This is a genomic window from Spirosoma harenae (genome assembly GCF_054776975.1).
This window is the reverse complement of the sequence record NZ_BAAHBD010000006.1, coordinates 357,366-376,474: the sequence shown is the minus strand read 5'-3', so window position 1 is coordinate 376,474 and position 19,109 is coordinate 357,366. Positions and strand designations below refer to the sequence as shown.

Sequence of the window (19,109 nt, the reverse complement as noted above, 5' to 3'; positions counted from 1 at the left end):
GACAGCGACTAATCTCCGTCGTTATCGGTATATGTAATCGTGATGCTCATAGCTGACGTCATATCTACCTTGATCATCCGAACAACCTTTTGCATTTCCGCATACGCCTGAACCACTGCAGCATTGTTGGTTTTAACTTCATCAGACAGGTTTGCTTTCAACGCGTTCAATTTCTGGTTTGCCACATCGAACTGGGCATTAATAATATCAACCAGCGATTTCCCGGTCTGACTGTCCTTCGCACCAATACTATTCAGGTAGCTTTTCAGGCTTGGACCTTCCTGACCCGTTTTGACACTTTTGCCATTGAAAAAGTCGATGGATGCCTGATGAGCGGTTTTAGCCAGTATAAGCGAAATGTCTTTTTTGTAATACGCTTCCACTTTATCGGGCGATACCGTTCCGTTGGTCATTGCGCCGGAAGGAATTCCAACCTTACCCGAACGGATATAGCGTTCGTAATTCAGTACGTAGCCGTTTACCAGTTTTCCGGTCGAACAGCCAGCGTTTAAGGCTGTACAGTTAATAAATGTGTCCCGATATCCTCCCGTTGTCCAGGCCGTATACACGGTGTTGAACATAGATGTCATTTGGGTGGTAAGTCGTTTCAGATAAGCAATTCGTTTAGTCGCATCTGTGGCTGTTGTGTAGCGAGCCACAATGGCATCGTCGGTTGTGCCGACACCATTAATCATATAGTCCAGAGCTGGAAAACCCTGTTTGGGGTAAGATGCAGGTGTTTCGAACGTTCCTGAACCGGCAGTAATGTACTCTTCAATACCCGTTGTATTGGTTGGGTAAATATTAAAAAAATTCCGGAGCGTGTTCTGTTCTGCTGGGCCAACATCGAAGAGTTCAACTTTTTGCCATTCGGTGTACGCATCGACCCAGGCTTGCCTAAAATCAGTCAGAGAAGCTTTATCAGGTTTAGCCGCGAACGCATCCGACTTCGCCACCATAGCTTCAAACTTCGTTTTAAAATTTCCGTAACCAGGTACAATGATATTGTCGGCAATGTTGGTCAGCATGGCCTTACGATCGCTGGCAGCCTGGTCGGTTGGCGGATTGGGTGTTGGGTTGGGGTCGTCCGTATTACTACCTCCGCAAGCCCATAATAGACCTGCAAACGTACACACATACCCGATCTGTTTCCACCTGAATTGTTTCATAGCTGTAAAAAGGGACAGAGCGGTAAGTGAACTACCGCTCTGTAAATGAATTATGTAGATTGACGACTACCAGCAAACGAACTGGTTAAGACATCTTGAATTTCGTTTTAATAGCTGTTGAAGCTGTATTGATCTTGTCGTTTGTCAATCCCCAGAAGCCATTTGGTGCTGAGTAAACCAGGTTGTTGAGGATACCATCGGAGAAAGCGGCATCAGCACTATTCATTTTAGCATAGCGCAGGCTGTAAATAAAGCCCAGTCCTTCACCAATAGCATGAGCTCGAGCAGCGTCAGTTGTGCCTGTTTTCCATTTGTCCAGATAGCCAAGTGCAGCAGCGGCAATCGCTTTTTCCATAGCCGACCGGATGAAGGTCGCCTGTGTTTTCAAAAGCGTCATGTCGTTGTTAACAATAGCGGCACGACCAGTCAAAAGAGCTTTGTGAATTTTTGGGAAATCTTCCTTATTGTATTCCCACAGGTAAGAACCAATAAAGCTTTCGCCTGAAGAAGTCGCTGTAGCTTTTCCGCCGTATACTGGGTTGATGGTCAGAATACCATAGATCTCGTCCCAGTTCTGTTCCAGCTGCGTGTAGCTTTTGCCAGTCACTAAAGTTGTATTGTCGAGAGACAGATTTTTGTCGCTTAGTAATACGTTGGCGATATAATCTACCTGGAATGCGCCAATCAGTGATTTCTGAATAATCTGCGCCCATTCGATTCCTTTTTCATCCACCATATAGGTGCCGAGTTTGCCGGCTTTTCCTTCGGCAGCGCTTACCGTGGTCGATTTGCTGATGGTGGCCATTGGGGTAAAAGCCGCTTCGATGGTTGTCCGTTCTTTCTCCGCATCGGTAGTTGATAGCGACGAGGCCGTTACATTACGCAGCTGAACGCCCGACGTATTTAAGCCTGCGTTAGCCGTTCCTGAAAATGGGCTGCCTGTATTCGAGAACATATTTTTCAGGACTGTTGCATCAAGTACCGCCCCTGCACTGGCAGCCGTTCCGTTGTAGGTATTGATTGCCCGGAACATAGCTAGTCGATTCGCGCCGGTTGTCAGATCAACTGTTTTTGCGCCTTTGTCGTCAACAAAGAAGTTTGCGTAGGTTGTGGTATCCGTCAGTTTCGCATAATCAACGGATTTACGGAACTGAGGGCGAATCGTATTCGGATTTTCTTCGTCTTCGCAAGAAGCAAGAGCGGCTAGTAAGAAGAAGCAGTAAGCAAGCTTAGTGAATAAAGTTGGCTTTAACATAGTCAATGGCTGATTGGAATCAGCCACAAAAGTATTATTATTTTATTTAGACTGGTTATAGAGAAGGAATTTTTTTAATCTTGTTTTAATTCTGTATACCTTTGGCTGAAGTTTAGGAAGCGTAAAAAATAATTAAAGTGTTGTTAAATAAATCGATCATTTATAGGTTGTTAACCAATGAAGTTTTATATTTGATACTGCACACCAGCAATCTTATCTGTATCCATTAAATAGTTCCGTAGTCGTAATTGGCGCGCTATTGATGTGATGAATTCGCTCCCTTTGTGGTTTTTATTACACCGTAGTCAGTCGGTGAATTGCTTGCCATTCCGGATTTACCTTGGCGTACTTTAATCATGGCTTTTCACGTGTCAACTGGCTCGATGCTAAACATACCTCCGTCGGTTTGGGTCGTCGATGACGATGAAGACGATCGGCTCTTTATTCGTTCGGCCTTTGAAGATTTGAAAAGCCCAATTTCTATCCGAACGCTGAACGACGGCGATCAACTATTACCTCAGTTAGCCGATTGTGACCAATTGCCTAAGCTAATTTTGATGGATATCAACATGAACCGTCAAAATGGTTTTGAAACACTAACGTTACTACGGAATTCACCGAAATTTTCGCAATTACCCGTTGTGATGCTTACGACTTCGTCGGATGCCAGTGATTACCGTCGTAGTCTAGCCCTTGGTGCTAATCAGTGTCTGACAAAACCTGCCTTTTATAATCAATTGGTTACGCTCGTGAAAGGCTTGACAGAACGATGGGCGTTAGCCTAAGTTCTTCATTACACGCTCAATACATAATTTTCTGCCTGTAATCTGAACCAACTTTCCCTGGTATCTGATTCTGTACGTATGTCTTCATCGCTACGTTTAGAATTAAGTACCCCATCTACTGACGATCGCCCGGTGTTCGTATCGGGTAATTTTTGCGATTGGCTTCCCGATTTACTTCAATTTCAGATGCAACCCGCCGGGCCGGGACAATACATTTTCGAGTTTCCCAAAGGTATGTCGCTGCCCCGGCGACTGGAATATAAATACACGCGAGGTGGTTGGGACCAAGTGGAACTTAGCGCATCGGGTGAAAGTGTTGCGAATCGTTCAGTGGAGCGGTCGGTACATATTAAACGGGAGCATGTACCGCATTGGCGATGGTTTGGCATGCCGTTTAATCCGTCGTTTCTCCCAAAAATCGAATTGCTTGGCGATACATTTCAAGTTCCCAAAATCAGCCAGACCCGCCGTGTACATGTCTTGTTGCCTTATAATTATGAGGCAACCGACAAGCGCTACCCCGTTTTATATCTGCACGACGGACAGAATCTGTTTGGGGGAGGAGTTGGTTATGGCAGCTGGGAGATCGACCAGAAAATGGCACTATTAGCGGCTCGAAATCATCATGAAGTAATTCTGGTTTCGATTGATCACGCTCACGATGAACGAATTCGGGAATTTACGTTTCATCCCACCCGCGCGGGAAAGGGCAGAGGACAGTATTATCTGGATTTTATTCGCCGTATCTTAAAGCCTATTGTTGATCGTCAGTATCGTACTCTGACCGATGCTGTTCATACCGGTATTGGTGGCAGTTCGCTGGGGGGGCTGATTAGTATTTATGGTGGTCTTATGCATCCCGATGTGTTTGGACTATTGCTGGTATTTTCACCCTCGCTTTGGATTTCGCCGAAGATCTATTTTGACGTTATTCGCTTTCAGGCGCCAGTGCCGATGAAAATCTATGTGTATGGTGGAGAGAAAGAGTCGCAGTATATGGTGCCGAATATTCAGCGATTCAACGATACATTAGCTCGTCAGCAATACGGAGGAAATCCAATCGATATTCACCTGTCAGTCGATCCCGTTGGTACGCATCAGGAAGCCCATTGGGGACATGAATTTCCTAAAGCTGTCGAGTGGTTATTTTATTGATAGTTATCCGTTTATCCAATGAATATTACCTTATCTAGCCAGACATCGCCTGATGGCGATTTAATTATTCCAGTGGTCCAGTCCGATGCGTTGACGGAGCAACTGACGAATCTTGCTCAGAAATTTAATCTACCACTCGCCGTTTTACAGCGCGATTTTAAGGCAGAAGCCAAAGAAGTTTTAGTACTTTATGGTTCGGAGGGTACAAAAGCATACCTGCTCGGCGTTGGTAACGATCCGCAGGAAATAGATTGGCTACGAGTTTTCCGAAAGTTCTTCTTCGATCAAAAAGGAAAACTATCGACTCAACTAGCGATCGACCTGACGGGGGTGAACGGAAATGGGGTTGAAGGAGTAGTCCTGGGTGTTCGTTGGGGCGGTTATGATTTACACCTTTATCAGACTGAAAAACCAGAAGGCCCCGCTATTTTTTCCGACGCGGGCCAACTAACGCTTTATGTACAAGAAAGAGCGTTGCCTGCCGCACAAACGGCATTAAGTAACGCCGAAGCGATAGCTCAAACTCAGCGAGAGATGCTGGATTTGATGAATGCGCCCGCTAATTATAAGCATCCACAAACCCTGGCTAATTGGGCAGTTTCTTCTGGCAAACAGTATGATTATAGCGTAACGGTGCTGGATAAATCGGAACTGGAACGTCAGAAATTGGGGGCATTATTGAGTGTAAGTCAGGGAAGCGATGTACCTCCGGTGCTGATTGTTTCAGAATATAAACCAAAAAACGCGACCAGCACCCTGAAAATTGGATTGGTTGGGAAAGGGGTTACGTTCGATACAGGTGGTATTTCGATCAAGACGTCGTCGAATATGCACCTGATGAAAAGCGATATGGGCGGAGCTGCGGCTGTACTCGGAACGGTTGAAGTAGCGGCAAAACTAAAGTTACCCATTCATCTGATTGGCATTGTTCCGGCCACCGAAAATGCCATTGACGGCCGTTCCACCAAACCTGGCGATGTGATTACCTCCTACATCGGAAAGACCATCGAAATTATTGATACCGATGCCGAGGGGCGCGTTATTCTGGCCGACGGGCTAGGCTATATGATTCATAATTATAGTCCCGATGTGTTAATTGATCTGGCTACGCTGACGGGCAATGTTATTTCGGCACTGGGCTATCATGCCGCAGGATTGTTCACGCATAACGACGAATTATCCAGTAAACTTCTCGAAGCTGCCGACCAAACAGGCGAGCGATTATGGCGGTTACCTATATGGGATGTCTATAAGGAAGACATCAGATCGGATGTCGCTGATTTGAAAAACTATAGCGGCAAACCGTTTGCGGGAGCTATTAGTGCGGCTAAATTTCTGGAAGTTTTTACCGAAAATCATCCAGCCTGGGCGCACCTGGATATTGCCGGGATGGCCTTTGCTGATACCGAGTTCGGCTTACAAAAAAATGCGACCGGATTTGGGATTCGACTTCTGATCGCGTATTTACAGGCACTGATTGACCAAACTCGCTAAGAATAGTTTGTCGTTTGCTTTTTTGCCCAATAATTGTTTGTTTGACTCTTGAAACCTGAAACTACGTACGTCTATGAGCCAGTTGTCGTTTTTGTGTATTGCTACCTTTTTTAAAGGCCATGAGTTCATGCGGGCGTGTAAGGAATTGGGCAATACGGTTTACCTGCTGACCAATCAGAAACTAGCTGAAGAAGACTGGCCTCGTGAAGCGATCGATGAATTTTTTTACCTGACTTCCCCGAGCAACGAGCCAAATGATCTGGAACAGATGATTGTAGGCTTAGCTCATGCGATGCGTTCGCGAAAAATTGATCGAGTGGTAGCACTAGATGATTTTGACGTAGAAAAAGGGGCGCTCATTCGCGAAACCTTCCGCATTGATGGCATGGGCCAGACAACTTCCCGTTATTTCCGCGATAAACTCGCTATGCGGATGCGGGCCGCTTCAGCTGGCATTAGGGTACCTGCGTTCAGCCCGATTTTCCATGATGAAACGGTTACGGCATATCTGCAAACAACTGAAGCTCCCTGGCTGATCAAACCTCGTTCAGAAGCATCGGCAACCGGTATCCGGAAAGTACATTCGCTGGAAGAAGCCTGGTCGGCGATTCATTTGCTCGAAGACAAACGCCATCATTATTTGATTGAAGAATTTAAACCTGGTAAAGTATATCACGTCGATTCGTTGTCGGTAGATGGCAAAGCGGTTTTTTCCAGGGTGAGTCAATATCTGGCAACGCCTATGGAAGTTGCGCACGGTGGGGGCGTATTCCGGACGGCTTCGTTACCGCTCGATTCGCCCGAAACAGTTGCTTTGCGGCAGATAAACGATCAGGTTCTGGATGCTTTCGGGATGCGTTACAGTGCATCTCATTCCGAATATATCCGAGGTGATCATGATGGCGAGTTGTATTTTCTGGAAACAGCCTCACGGGTCGGAGGAGCGCATATTGCCGAAATGGTTGAAGCTGCTTCAGGGGTAAATTTATGGCGAGAATGGGCGAAACTAGAGGTCGCTATGGCTCGTAAGGAGCATTACCTTCCGCCTGTCGATACGGAAAATTATTCAGGATTAATTGTCTCGCTAGCCCGGCAGCAATGGCCTGATCTATCGGTATTTACAGAGTCGGAAATTTGGTGGCGTATGAAAAAAGAATACCACGTCGGGTTGATTGTCCGTGCCGATGATCGTTCCCAGATTCTGGATTTGCTGGACAATTACATGCACCGGATTTATCAGGAATTCCATGCATCAGCTCCTCTTCCTGACAAGCCGACTAATTAACTGGTTTTGTCATGCTGACGTAGGACGCATCTCAAAGCGTCCTGCGCCAGTATGACAAAAAGCTATATTAATTCCGTAACGTATCCTTTTTCGCCTTTCCAATTGGCACGGCTACGCCAAAATTGCGAGGATCGCTGGGAGGCTGTGTACGCCGGGTTTTACGCCCGTTCTGAGGGGGCGGAGGTGTGTTCGTCGGAACTTGTGCTGTAAGGCCCGGCCCCGATGTGGGCGTATCAATGCCTGGTATAGCTACCTGTCGCTGAACAGGCTCCTGATTGACAATTTTTGATGAATCAGCCTGCGCGAAGCAGAGTGTGCCAGCCAAACTCATGGTGAGGCAAATAATGACCGTACGCATAAAAAAGTTAGTTCGTTGAGTAAAGCGTATCGATTGATAACGCTATGTATATCAACCAACTTTCATGCGTAAAGTTTGAGCAGAATATCACAGTTTGTCGATGCGAACGAATTGGTACTTTTTTCGCTCCAATTCTATCAGTAATTCGTCTAGATGATTATACAATTTATCCGTTCGCGTGAGGCCTGTGCCAATGTGCATAAGCAGAATAAACCCGTTCAGACCTGAGCTATTTTGGGCTTCGTAAGTTCGGATCGATTGAAGAATAATGTCGCTGCTGCGATAAGCGCGATCTTCCGGAGTTGTGTAATCAGCATGACTAAGCGTACCGGGCGTGTAATTGATTAATTGAACACCTTCCGTTTTTGTCCAGACAGCAATGCTATCGTTATACCATTCGTAAGGGGGTAAAAAGATTCGGGTTGTTTGTTGCGGATTAAATCGGGTCAATGCAACGTAATTCGCTCGTAAGTCAGCCAGAAACTGTTCATGACTGACTAGTAGACTATCGCGTTTGCGCCAGTCACAATAGAGTAAATGCTGGTCGGAGTGGGGGCCGAGGTAGTGGCCTTCCTGAATTAATTGTTCGATGATTGACGAAAAAGCTGGATTCCGCAGAAAACGGCCCGTTAGAAAAAACGAAGCCCGAACGCCGTGTTTTCGTAACGTTCGGGCTATAGTGTGGCCACCATCAGCAAATTCATCGCCTGTAAATACCAGCGCTAATCGACGAGCAGTAGTATCTCCTCGAATTTTAGCACCTTTGAAATAAGTCGATTTCTGGTCAGACGTTTGTAATCGATTCTGTTTTTTTACCGGCTGATTTGCCTTTTTCGGAGCAGGTTTATTGGCGTTAGTTAACTGTTCAGCCTGTTTGGCAGCCAGCAAATAAATGAGGGAAGCCGTGCCATCCATGGTTGGTTCATTGGTACTGTAATCGCCATAATCATCGTGATAAACGGCTACAGTACTCTGAAAAGCCGCATATTCATCGGGCTGATAAAGCGTAATGCCAATCAGTTTACTGTAAATACTTCCCCGAACCGGGCCATCCACCAGACCGCCATCGATTGGATAATTTTTCAGGTGCGTAAACGCCGAATGCGGATCAGCGGGTGTATCAGCATTGGTCGGGAGCCCGTACACGAAACTGGTTCCCCACGGATTGCAGCCAAATAACCAGTCGAAATTGGCTTGTTCGAGTGCTGCATACTGTTTATCATCTGTTAGGTGTCGATACCAGAAACATTGCGTTGCAAACGAAGCCGTATAATTGTTACTACACCAGGTAAACGGCACTCCTCGATAAAATGCATTCTGGGCTGCCCGTTTCCAGATAATATCAATTCCCTGTTTGTAAAAATCCGTAACCGTTTTTCGTTGGCTGACTGGCAGTTTTTTCGCCAGTTCGGCATGTCCAACATTCACGAACGGATACCACTGATAATGCCGCGCGGTATCGTTCAGAATCCAGGGCGTAACGGGTTCCTGACGGGCAAAATCCAGCGCGATCTTGTACCATTTCTGGGCCTGTTTGCCAGTCGCTCCAAGTAGATTAAGTTGCTCAACGGCAGCCAGTTCCATGTCATCTACGTAATTGTCTTCTTCGTAGAAATAGGGCGCACGACCGGGTGCCGTCTGGCAATTTCCCGGTTTATCCAGGCCTAATTTGTAAGCTGAATGTGATCGCTGACGGAGCAGGTTGGCATAAGTCGGTTGACGATTCTGCAACAGTTGACAACCCAACGCCATCGCACTGCTAACTTTTCCCGCTGTCGACGCAACGCCCGTAGCGCGATTTTTGTACTTAAACATCCCCTGCGGCTGGCCCGTCGCGAAGTAAACGGGACGTTCGAGACCTTTTCCATAAAAATTATCTTCTTTCGGAATGCGCATGCCCGCGTGATCTCGATCGTCGCCGAGTTGATTGAACAGCCAATCGTCGGTAGGGTGCATTTTAAGGAGCCAGTCCAATCCCCAGTGTGCTTCATCGAGTACGTCAGGTAAGCCATTTGCGCCCGTCAATCCATTCGCCTGATAGTCATCGCCAAAGGCCGATGGGAAATCGCGAACAGCAGCTAGTAAATGATACGTAGCATTCGCCGATGTAGTTACGTATTGTAAATAATCCGACGCGTCGTGCCAGCCACCAGATGCATCGATATGCGTACTATCGGGCATCGGACCGTAAAGTGTATAGCCATCGTGCGTATGGCAGGAGTCTTTCAAAAAAGGATTATAGCCGCTTCGTTGTTGACGCATGTAGCGTAGGCAAAAATCAGCCGCGCCCTTATATACATCTTCACCAATCCGAAAACTGGGTGATCGCGTACCATCATCTGTCTGGAGATAATACTGACCGGGCTTTTGTATAGCCGAAAAATCGAGTCGATAGGTTTGCTGAAACGAACCGTATTGCCCAAATGCTTTACTCGTTGGCAATGTCTTTACCGCCTGACCAGACTGTTCTTCAATAAGTTGAAACGTGTGAATCGTTCGCTCGGTCAGACTGCCCCATACCGCTATTTTGAGACTATTGGGGCGATAACCTAAGAGATTAATACGTATAACGGCGGAATCATTCGTATGGACGATAAGAGCAGTAACGCAGACGGCTATCGTCAGTAAAAAGGTCAGGCGAAAAAACATGGATCAAGCTATATTTTTTTCAATAACCCCATCATCATTTCTTCGAAATAAGCTCCATTATAAGGCCCAAACCAGTTCATATCGCGAGTTTCATAGGTTGAGCGATTGTAATAGGCATCAGGTGTAATGTAACCGACGTAGCCACCATCGAAGCTGGTAATCATAAGATTAACTCCTCTGCGCTGAGCGATTGGTTTAAAGTCAGCTACAAATTCACCCGAATAATCGCAGGGAGTTCCGAGCATTACCGTCTGACCAATGCGTATCGCTTTCAGATCCGAAGGGTAATCGCCGTAAATAGCATGAAACAACCAGGGACGAACGCGCCAGTTGCCAATCACACGGGGATGCGGTTCGCGGAGGCCGAGCGGCAACGTTAGCATAGCTAAGGTACTATCGGATTTAAGCCGAATGGTAGGAACTGTCTGTTCAATACGAGCCGCTAGATCGCCCGCATAATTCTGGATTTCCTGAAAATCCGTTTTGCCTCGGGCTTCTGGTCCAGTACTCCCTACCGCACCTGCCAGAAAGACGGCAAAATTGGCCGACTTTTTCTCCAGTCGATCAACCAGCGCACCGGGATAATCGCGGCTGAGGTAATCCCACATGCTATCTTCAAATAATGTAGCGTGCCCCGCAAATGAGCAAATCAATGCCGACTCGCCCGTTGCCTTTTTCAGCTCCAGCAGACGAACCAATCCATCAAGTGGCTTCGTCGGTCCTGAATGCCCAATTCGATTGTAAATATGATCCGTGGCATCGACCTGCCCATATCCAACCTGCGCAGGAGCCATTGTCGTTTGCGCCTGCCGAATAGCTTTTAGAACACCTTCAACAATGCGAGTCACAATTTTTTCATCGTACTCACCGGCAATCAACTCGCCTACCAATCCGGGTGCCCAACCACCAATGCTGTTGTGCGAGTGGATAGCGCCCATATAGACAGACTCCCATTTCAGCCCTACTTCAGGCAAGCGTTTTTTCAGGACTTCAGCTACAGTAGGGGGTGTAATAAGCAAATCCAGACCGACAACTGCCACTTTTGTCGAGCCATTATCCAGCACAATGGCCCGTGCAAAAATTGAGTCGCTGACAACATGCCAATGTTTGCCGCGCCGAGCACCGTAACCACCCGTTGGAGTTGTGTATGGTGGCGTAATGTTCGCTTTCGCCCAGCCTGCCCGAATTGAAGTTTTTGCAGTGGGAGCATCAGGAAGCGCGTCTAACCGTTGTTTAGTTTGACTATAATAGGGCATTTGCTGGTAGGGCGTCTCATCAACAGGGGCCAGGCTAACAGCCAGAAACAGTATGATAAAAACAACCAGTCCCAACAGGATTTTAAGTAGAATACGAAGAAATTTCATGCGACTATCACTTAGGCAAGCGAAGTTCGCTAAATATGGGCAAGTATGGAGATGTAATGATTATATATCTACGATCATTACATCATCCTAAATCCTTCTCCAGTGGGAAGGAACTTTGCGATCTTCATTTTTTTGGTTCCTCTACACGGGAGAAGGATTTAGGGTGGGCTTATAAAAAAAGGCACCAGAGAAAACCCCGATGCCTTTCGTCACCCTTGCCGGTTTCCCGGTCTCCCTATATATTTTTACAGAAATGGCGCTGCCAGTGTTAACACTTGTGCCTTCGTCAGGGGCTCATCGAAAGCCTCCCGAAGTGCGTCATCCGATTTTCCAGTATTCAGCGTTTTCAGATCAACCGTGCCTTGCTTGAACGTAGTCTGAGTTGTATCCGAAACCCAGCCTTTCAGCCCCAACATCCGACGCACTTCCGACGCGTGCCGGGCTTCGACGGAGTGAATTTGAAGCGCCGTTTGCAAAATTGCTTTATCGTTGATCAGTTCGCCAGCCTGTCCTTTATATGCCTGAACACCTGTATCTTCCAATACGCGGGCAGTTGCCAAAAAGGTTGCGTAGGTCGTAAAAGTTCCTGTTGGATATTTGAATGTTGGCTTCGCAATCGCAGCCGTACCTAAGGCTGTTTTCAAGAGATTGACGTGTGCCGTTTCGTGTTTGCTGATCTGCGAAATAACCGTTCGATCGCCCGTTGGAATTAGGCCTTGAGCGGCTAAGCCCATACGATAAAACTCATCCTCCAGATATTCGAGCGTGAGCGCAAAATTCAGCGCTGCGACAGCGGCTGCCGAAGGCGTTGTGGATTGGGCTAAGGCTTTGTTAAGGCTAGCGGCAACCAACGTTGGAATACCAGCGGCTGCCAAATTTGAACCAAATTTCAGCAGGTTCCGGCGAGAATAGAAGCGATAGCGATCACTGACTTCAGGATCAATTTGCTCGATATCAGAAATTATTTTTAAGAAATTCATGGCTTATGTCCGGTTTACTTGGGAAGGTTGGTCGCTGTGATCTGCGTTTTAACGAAGGGTTGTGCAATTGGTAATACAACAGAGGGCGCGTTGGCTTTGTCCAAACCATTGGCGTCTACCACATCGTCGCCAGCAAAATCAGCTGACCTTACACTAATCAGATCTCGAATAGCCGCTGCATGACGAGCTTCTACCGACACAATCTTACCGGCCAGAACCAAATAATCTCCATTCGTAATTAATCGACCAGCCCCGTTATAGGCCGATACACCTAAATCTTCAAATGCCTTTGCTGCGCCCAAAACGCTCGTTCGATCAGTGAAATTAATCTTGCTAAAATCTGGCGTTAACGCCCCAATAGCGCTTGTTCCCAGAGCCGCTTTGAAGAATTCGCGGTGAATGATTTCGTGATCACGAATATCGGTCAATATCGCTTTTTCGACATCCGGCATATTCGCATACGGCGTAGCGATAACTTGGGTATAAAAAGCAGCTTCGAGTTGTTCCAGAGCATAGGCGTAGTTCAGGATACCTGTGTCACCACTTCCCAAATCGACTGGGGCCATTACGGTGGTTGGATTTTCTTCATCTCCGCAAGCAGATAATAGAGCTCCTCCGGCTGTTAACGCGCCCGCATAGCGCAAAAACAGTCGGCGGCCTACCATTACTGGCTCCATTTCACCTGGCAACATAGACAGGCCTATTTCTTTTTCTTTCTTTTCCATAACATTAAATGGTTCTTAGCAACTTTAACCATCAAGATTATACTTTGTTGGTCTAAAGCACATACGGACGAGAAAAAGATTTGGATTTCTATACGAACAATCTATTCTAAAAAAATATGTCTACCGAAAAACGCTGGGAGAGAATCAGCTTTCAAGCCTACTTTTGTCGATCACTTTTCTATATAGGTTCTGACCTTTTTTTCAATGAATATTAACCAAGTTCGTGAACAACTCCATCGGCTAATCGACGAGGTCGATGACATCTTTGTACTGAATGGTCTTTATCGGAACCTGATTTCTGATAAACGACAACGTGAAATCTATGAAAAAGAACAAGCCGAAAAGGCAAAAAAGCAGGCAGCCGCAGTCCGACGGTCAACCAATCGAGATGGTGACTAACTCATTTGGATAGCCCGCTGATGGTGAGGGCAATGATAATAGCGTTGAAGCCGAAGGAAAGTATACCATGAGCCAGAGCTGTACGACGCATAACTTTTGCCCTGATCGCTACGTCGGATACTTGGCTAGTCATGCCAATTACGAAAGAGAAATAGGCAAAGTCGAGGTAATCAGGTTCATCCTCATTCGGAAAATCCAATCCTTTCGGCGGTCCCGTTTTTCGGATATGATTGCCATAATATAAATGTGCATACCGAAGTGTAAACACAGTGTGTACTAATAGCCAGGCGCAGGCAACAGCCGTTGTGGGCAATAGTAAGTGTACCTCCTTATTCTTATCCATTGCGTTGAGAAGCGCTATCACAGCAAATAAGCTTGCTACAGCTGCAATAACAAGGATAACCAGCATCCAGAAACGGGTCGAATCCTGAAGATGCGCTTCCTTAGGTAAATCGCGAGGATGAGTTAGCAGCATCGATATCCAGGCCAAGATTAATATTGTTGCTGCAAAAGCCACCCAGAGGATTGTCAGACGAACGGGATCAGTAAACGAAAACCGATCAGGAATAAGAAAAAAAGTGAGTGCACTGACCGTCAGAGCAATAAAGAGCCGATAATGCGAATCGAAACGGGCAATCTGCTTGATTAGCTTAGAAATCATATTATATAAGTTGGCTATGATTTTAAGCTTACGGCGCTATAAGTTATAAAGCGCGACAAAAATTCACGGGCCAATAAATCATTCATTTCCCGATGACTACCACCTTCGCGAAGTAAGTAGTATGAGATAGGCAAAAGTAATAAAACGTGCCTTATATAAAGCAGGTAAAGCTAGCCGAAAGTATACTGGGTGGTTTTGTTGATTTCTGCAATATTCCCGGAAAAACCTGCCTTCTCCAAAGATTGTACGGTACAGGAAGGCATTTTCAAAATTTTGGCCCATCTTGCCGTGTTTTTTGACATCCTTACAGCCAAAAGGCACTTTCATTAAGATTCCATGAAAGAATACATCCGACCAATTAAACGTCTGCTAGTCGCTAACCGGGGCGAAATCGCTATCCGGATCATGCGGGCCGCTACCGAACTGGGTATTACAACAGTTGCCGTTTACACGTATGAAGACCGCTATTCGCTTCACCGGTATAAAGCTGACGAAGCGTATCAGATTGGTCGTGATGAAGATCCGTTGAAACCGTATCTGGATGTTGAAGGAATTATTTTGCTGGCTAAGCGACACAAGATCGATGCCATTCATCCAGGCTACGGCTTTCTGTCGGAGAATGTAAAACTGGCAAAACGGTGCCGGGAGGAGGGGATTATTTTCGTTGGCCCATCGCCCGAGGCTATGGATGCATTGGGTGATAAAGTTCGGGCTAAAAATCTGGCAACGACGGCGAATGTTCCGCTGATTCCGGACTCGCGGGAAGAAAACATGACGCCCGAATTTGCCCTGAGCGAAGCCGAACGGATTGGCTTTCCGGTTATGGTAAAAGCCGCTGCTGGTGGCGGTGGACGAGGTATGCGCGTCGTGCGTAATGCCGAAGATTTTCCCAAGGCTTTTACTGAAGCAAAGAACGAAGCAAAAAATGCATTTGGGGATGATACCATTTTCCTGGAGAAATTCATCGAAGATCCAAAGCATATTGAGGTGCAATTGCTTGGCGATCAGCATGGGAATATCGTTCACCTCTACGAGCGCGACTGTTCTGTACAACGACGGTTTCAGAAAGTAGTTGAAGTTGCTCCTTCGTTTGGACTGAAGCAGGAAACAAAGAATAAACTGTATGCCTACGCGCTTCAGTTGGGGAAGGCCGTTAATTATTCTAATGCAGGAACGGTTGAGTTTCTAGTCGATAAAAACGAGAATATCTATTTCATCGAAGTAAATCCCCGGATTCAGGTTGAGCATACAATAACAGAGGAAGTAACCGGTATTGATATCGTCCGAACGCAGATTCTGATTGCGATGGGCTATCGGCTTTCCGATAATGGCATTTACATCAATCATCAGGACGAAATTCCACTGAACGGTTACGCAATCCAGTGCCGGATTACGACGGAGGACCCTGCAAACGGCTTCAAACCCGATTTTGGAACGATCACAGCGTATCGAAATGCTGCCGGATTTGGTATTCGTCTGGACGAAGGAAGTAGCTATGCGGGCATGAAAATCTCGCCCTACTTCGATTCGATGATTGTGAAGGTGTCGGCACGGGGACGAACACTCAAAGGGGCTACCCAACGTTTGATGCGGGCCCTGGTTGAATTCCGAATCCGGGGGGTTAAAACGAATATTGGTTTCCTGGAGAATGTGATTCGACACCCAATTTTCCAGCGAGGTGAAGCTCGAGTATCGTTCATTGAAAATCATCCTGAACTATTTGATTTCCGGAAACCACAGGACCGTTCTACGCGGGTACTTAATTACCTCGCCGAAGTCATCGTAAACGGAAATCCAGAGGTTAAAAAGAAAGATGATAGCAAGATTTTTCGCACGCCAATCGTTCCGACGTTCGATACCTACAGCTCGTATCCAAAAGGGAATCGGGATCGGTTGAAAGAGCTAGGTCGGGAAAATTTCAGTCAGTGGGTTAACGATCAAAAATGCGTTCTCTACACGGATACAACCTTCCGCGATGGTCACCAGTCTCTGCTAGCCACCCGCGTTCGGACGCAGGATTTGCAAAAGGTAGCGGAAGGATTTGCCAAGAATCACCCTGAACTCTTCTCAATGGAAGTTTGGGGTGGTGCAACCTTCGATGTATCCATGCGCTTCCTGTATGAAAGCCCCTGGAAGCGTCTGGAAGCCCTGCGCGAGGCCATGCCGAATATGCTTTTGCAAATGCTGTTCCGGGGTTCCAACGCAGTCGGTTATTCGGCTTACCCCGATAACCTGATTGAGAAATTCGTAGAAAAATCGTGGGAAACGGGTATCGATGTATTCCGCATTTTCGATTCGCTTAACTGGGTCGAAGCCATGAAAGTGAGTATCCGCGCCGTCCGTGAACGAACCGATGCGCTTTGTGAAGCGGCTATCTGCTACACCGGCGATGTACTTTCACCAAATCAGAAAAAATATACGCTCCAATATTACCTCGATATGGCCCGCCAACTTGAGGACGAAGGGGCTCATCTGCTGGCAATTAAAGATATGGCTGGGTTACTCAAGCCTTTATCTGCCGATGTTCTGGTGCGTGAGTTGAAAAAAGCGGTTAGTATTCCGGTGCATCTGCATACCCACGATACAGCTGGTATTCAGGCGGCTACCTATCTGAAAGCTATTGATGCTGGTGTCGATATTGTCGATTGTGCGCTGGGGGCATTATCCGGTCTGACGTCGCAGCCAAATTTCAATTCGGTGGTTGCTATGATGGAAGGACACGAGCGCGAATGCCCCATGAATCTGTCTTCCCTGAATGCTTACTCAAACTATTGGGAAGATGTGCGTGAGTATTATTATCCGTTTGAGTCGGGTATGAAAGCCAGCAGCGCCGAGGTTTACGAGAACGAGATTCCGGGCGGGCAGTATTCCAACCTGAAACCACAGGCAATTGCTACGGGCTTGGGCGATAAATTCGAAACGCTGAAAAAGAATTACTCGGTTGCTAACCAACTCTTTGGCGATATCGTGAAAGTAACGCCCTCATCGAAAGTGGTTGGGGATATGGCTATTTTCATGACGGCCAACAACCTGACGGCTAACGATGTATTGACACGAGGTGAGTCATTAGCTTTCCCGGAATCGGTAAAAGAATTGATGAAGGGAATTTTAGGCCAACCCGTTGGTGGATTCCCGGAAGATATTCAGCGAGTTGTCCTGAAAGGTGAAGAACCAATTACGGATCGCCCGAATAGTCATCTGAAACCAATTGATTTTGATGCGGATTTCAAGCTCTTTCAGGAGAAATACCCGCTGAACGATGGTTTCGTAGACTATCTGTCATACCAGATGTACCCGAAGGTGTACGACGAATATTACAAAGCCAACGAGCAATACGGAAACGTCAGCATTATCCCGACGCCCGCGTTTTTCTATGGCCTGAAAGAGAACGAGGAAATTCTGATCAACATTGAAGAAGGAAAAAATATTCTCGTCCGGCTATTGTTCAAATCAGAACCTGACGAGTTCGGTATGCGAACGATCACGTTTGAATTGAATGGTCAGAGTCGGCAGGTAAAAGTTCGGGATAAAGCCTCAAAAGTTGAAAAGCTTCAGCATGCTAAAGTAGCTAAACCAGGTGATGTGGGAGCTCCGCTACAGGGTCGTCTGACGAGAATTCTGGTCAAGCCGGGCGATGTTGTCAAGAAAAATCAACCCCTGTTTGTGATCGAAGCTATGAAAATGGAAAGTATTGTAGCTGCTCAGAAGGAAGGAACAATTGCCGGAATTCAACTCAAAGAGGGTACTGTTGTTGAACAGGACGATTGCATCCTGGAATTGTCGTAATTTTGTGTAATCGAATTAACTAATTCAAAACCAACAGGCAACTCTAACCGCCTGTTGGTTTCTCTTTTAAACCGTTTTATACTAATGAATAATCAACAGCAAAACCCGAATCCCGAAGGTGCGATTGATGTCGAATTGAGTGAAGAAATTGCCGAGGGTGTTTATGCCAATCTAGCCATGATCGCTCATTCAAATAGTGAGTTTATTCTGGACTTTATCCGACTAATGCCCGGTGTGCCAAAAGCCAAGGTAAAAGCACGTATTATTTTAACACCAGAGCATGCCAAGCGCCTATTAGATGCTCTGCGCGAGAATATTAGCCGCTATGAAGAAGCCTACGGAGGGATCAACCAACCCAACGATACATTCCGATTCCCATCCGGGAGCTTTGGTGGCCCAGGTGGACAAGCGTAAAATAGTGATAAACAATGAGTGATGAACGATAAATTGAGAGGTGTTAGTAATAATTTATCACTATTTTTCTTACCTTTGCACCTCAAAATTCGGGAAGACTGTTTTTTCGTAACCAAAATCAAGAATGCCTACTATACAACAATTAGTGCGTAAAGGCCGTGAGAAGCTTGTCGACAAGTCGAAGTCGCCAGCTTTAGACGCCTGCCCGCAACGTCGGGGCGTGTGCACACGGGTGTACACTACGACGCCGAAGAAGCCGAATTCGGCCCTTCGTAAAGTTGCCCGGGTTCGTCTGACGAACGGCCGGGAAGTTAACGCCTACATCCCAGGTGAAGGTCACAACCTACAAGAGCACTCGATCGTATTGATCCGCGGTGGTCGGGTTAAAGATCTGCCTGGTGTTCGTTACCACATTGTTCGGGGTGCGTTGGATACTGCCGGTGTAAACGGTCGTCTGCAAAGCCGCTCGAAATACGGTGCTAAGCGTCCGAAGCCAGGTCAGGCTCCAGCCAAAGGCGGCAAAGGTGCTCCACCAGCAAAAGGTAAGAAGAAATAATTAAGTGTGATATAGGATATATGATGTATCAATAATGGCATATATCATACCCCTACATCATATATCAAAAAATC

At 46.6% G+C, this 19,109-nt stretch carries 16 protein-coding genes; 8 read left to right on the top strand and 8 right to left on the bottom strand.

Annotated elements, in window-relative coordinates:
- Positions 1–8: 8 nt before the first annotated feature.
- Positions 9–1,169 (bottom strand): imelysin family protein, encoded by a 1,161-nt coding sequence (locus ACYVE4_RS05315; protein ID WP_460995932.1) that lies wholly within the window; start codon positions 1,167–1,169, stop codon positions 9–11.
- 85 nt (positions 1,170–1,254) lie between these two features.
- A complete protein-coding gene (locus tag ACYVE4_RS05310) occupies positions 1,255–2,424 on the bottom strand; it encodes a DUF4856 domain-containing protein (RefSeq protein WP_460995931.1) in 1,170 nt (389 codons plus the stop codon).
- A 356-nt stretch (positions 2,425–2,780) separates the two neighbouring features.
- Here ACYVE4_RS05310 and ACYVE4_RS05305 point away from each other — a divergent pair, with 356 nt between their 5' ends.
- The 4 genes from ACYVE4_RS05305 (at position 2,781) to ACYVE4_RS05290 (ending at position 7,143) form a co-directional block, all read left to right on the top strand.
- Positions 2,781–3,209 carry a response regulator gene (locus ACYVE4_RS05305; protein ID WP_460995930.1) on the top strand — a complete coding sequence of 143 codons (429 nt, stop codon included), beginning with the start codon at positions 2,781–2,783 and terminating at the stop codon, positions 3,207–3,209.
- A gap of 78 nt (positions 3,210–3,287) precedes the next feature.
- Positions 3,288–4,364 carry an alpha/beta hydrolase gene (locus tag ACYVE4_RS05300; protein ID WP_460995929.1) on the top strand — a complete coding sequence of 359 codons (1,077 nt, stop codon included), beginning with the start codon at positions 3,288–3,290 and terminating at the stop codon, positions 4,362–4,364.
- Positions 4,365–4,382: 18 nt separating this feature from the next.
- Complete coding sequence (locus ACYVE4_RS05295; protein ID WP_460995928.1) at positions 4,383–5,858, top strand: leucyl aminopeptidase family protein; 1,476 nt, start codon at positions 4,383–4,385, stop codon at positions 5,856–5,858.
- A gap of 73 nt (positions 5,859–5,931) precedes the next feature.
- Positions 5,932–7,143, top strand: a complete 1,212-nt coding sequence (locus ACYVE4_RS05290) for an ATP-grasp domain-containing protein (RefSeq protein WP_460995927.1) — start codon at positions 5,932–5,934, stop codon at positions 7,141–7,143.
- Positions 7,144–7,210: 67 nt separating this feature from the next.
- Here the strand turns inward: ACYVE4_RS05290 and ACYVE4_RS05285 are convergent, their stop codons facing one another.
- The 5 genes from ACYVE4_RS05285 to ACYVE4_RS05265 form a co-directional block, all read right to left on the bottom strand.
- On the bottom strand, positions 7,211–7,501 hold the full coding sequence (locus tag ACYVE4_RS05285; protein ID WP_460995926.1) for a hypothetical protein: 291 nt from the start codon (positions 7,499–7,501) through the stop codon (positions 7,211–7,213).
- Between the two features lie 87 nt (positions 7,502–7,588).
- Positions 7,589–10,150: a glycoside hydrolase family 9 protein gene (locus tag ACYVE4_RS05280; RefSeq protein ID WP_460995925.1), complete on the bottom strand. Its 2,562-nt coding sequence runs from the start codon at positions 10,148–10,150 to the stop codon at positions 7,589–7,591.
- A gap of 8 nt (positions 10,151–10,158) precedes the next feature.
- Positions 10,159–11,514 carry a neutral/alkaline non-lysosomal ceramidase N-terminal domain-containing protein gene (locus ACYVE4_RS05275; protein WP_460995924.1) on the bottom strand — a complete coding sequence of 452 codons (1,356 nt, stop codon included), beginning with the start codon at positions 11,512–11,514 and terminating at the stop codon, positions 10,159–10,161.
- Between the two features lie 245 nt (positions 11,515–11,759).
- Positions 11,760–12,494 carry a ferritin-like domain-containing protein gene (locus tag ACYVE4_RS05270; protein WP_460995923.1) on the bottom strand — a complete coding sequence of 245 codons (735 nt, stop codon included), beginning with the start codon at positions 12,492–12,494 and terminating at the stop codon, positions 11,760–11,762.
- Between the two features lie 14 nt (positions 12,495–12,508).
- Positions 12,509–13,219, bottom strand: coding sequence for a ferritin-like domain-containing protein (locus tag ACYVE4_RS05265; protein ID WP_460995922.1), 711 nt, complete (start codon positions 13,217–13,219; stop codon positions 12,509–12,511).
- A 204-nt stretch (positions 13,220–13,423) separates the two neighbouring features.
- Between ACYVE4_RS05265 and ACYVE4_RS05260 the strand changes: the two genes are divergently transcribed.
- Positions 13,424–13,618, top strand: coding sequence for a hypothetical protein (locus ACYVE4_RS05260; RefSeq protein ID WP_460995921.1), 195 nt, complete (start codon positions 13,424–13,426; stop codon positions 13,616–13,618).
- 1 nt (position 13,619) lies between these two features.
- Here the strand turns inward: ACYVE4_RS05260 and ACYVE4_RS05255 are convergent, their stop codons facing one another.
- Complete coding sequence (locus tag ACYVE4_RS05255) at positions 13,620–14,279, bottom strand: DUF1345 domain-containing protein (protein ID WP_460995920.1); 660 nt, start codon at positions 14,277–14,279, stop codon at positions 13,620–13,622.
- A 336-nt stretch (positions 14,280–14,615) separates the two neighbouring features.
- Between ACYVE4_RS05255 and ACYVE4_RS05250 the strand changes: the two genes are divergently transcribed.
- From ACYVE4_RS05250 to rpsL, 3 genes are all read left to right on the top strand, one after another.
- Entirely contained in the window at positions 14,616–18,065 is a 3,450-nt protein-coding gene (locus tag ACYVE4_RS05250) for a pyruvate carboxylase (RefSeq protein WP_460995919.1), read from the top strand.
- Positions 18,066–18,149: 84 nt separating this feature from the next.
- The gene (locus tag ACYVE4_RS05245) at positions 18,150–18,479 is read left to right on the top strand and encodes a DUF3467 domain-containing protein (RefSeq protein ID WP_460995918.1); all 330 of its coding nucleotides are present in this window, start codon (positions 18,150–18,152) and stop codon (positions 18,477–18,479) included.
- A gap of 124 nt (positions 18,480–18,603) precedes the next feature.
- A complete protein-coding gene (gene rpsL / locus ACYVE4_RS05240; RefSeq protein WP_460995917.1) occupies positions 18,604–19,035 on the top strand; it encodes a 30S ribosomal protein S12 in 432 nt (143 codons plus the stop codon).
- Positions 19,036–19,109 lie beyond the last annotated feature (74 nt).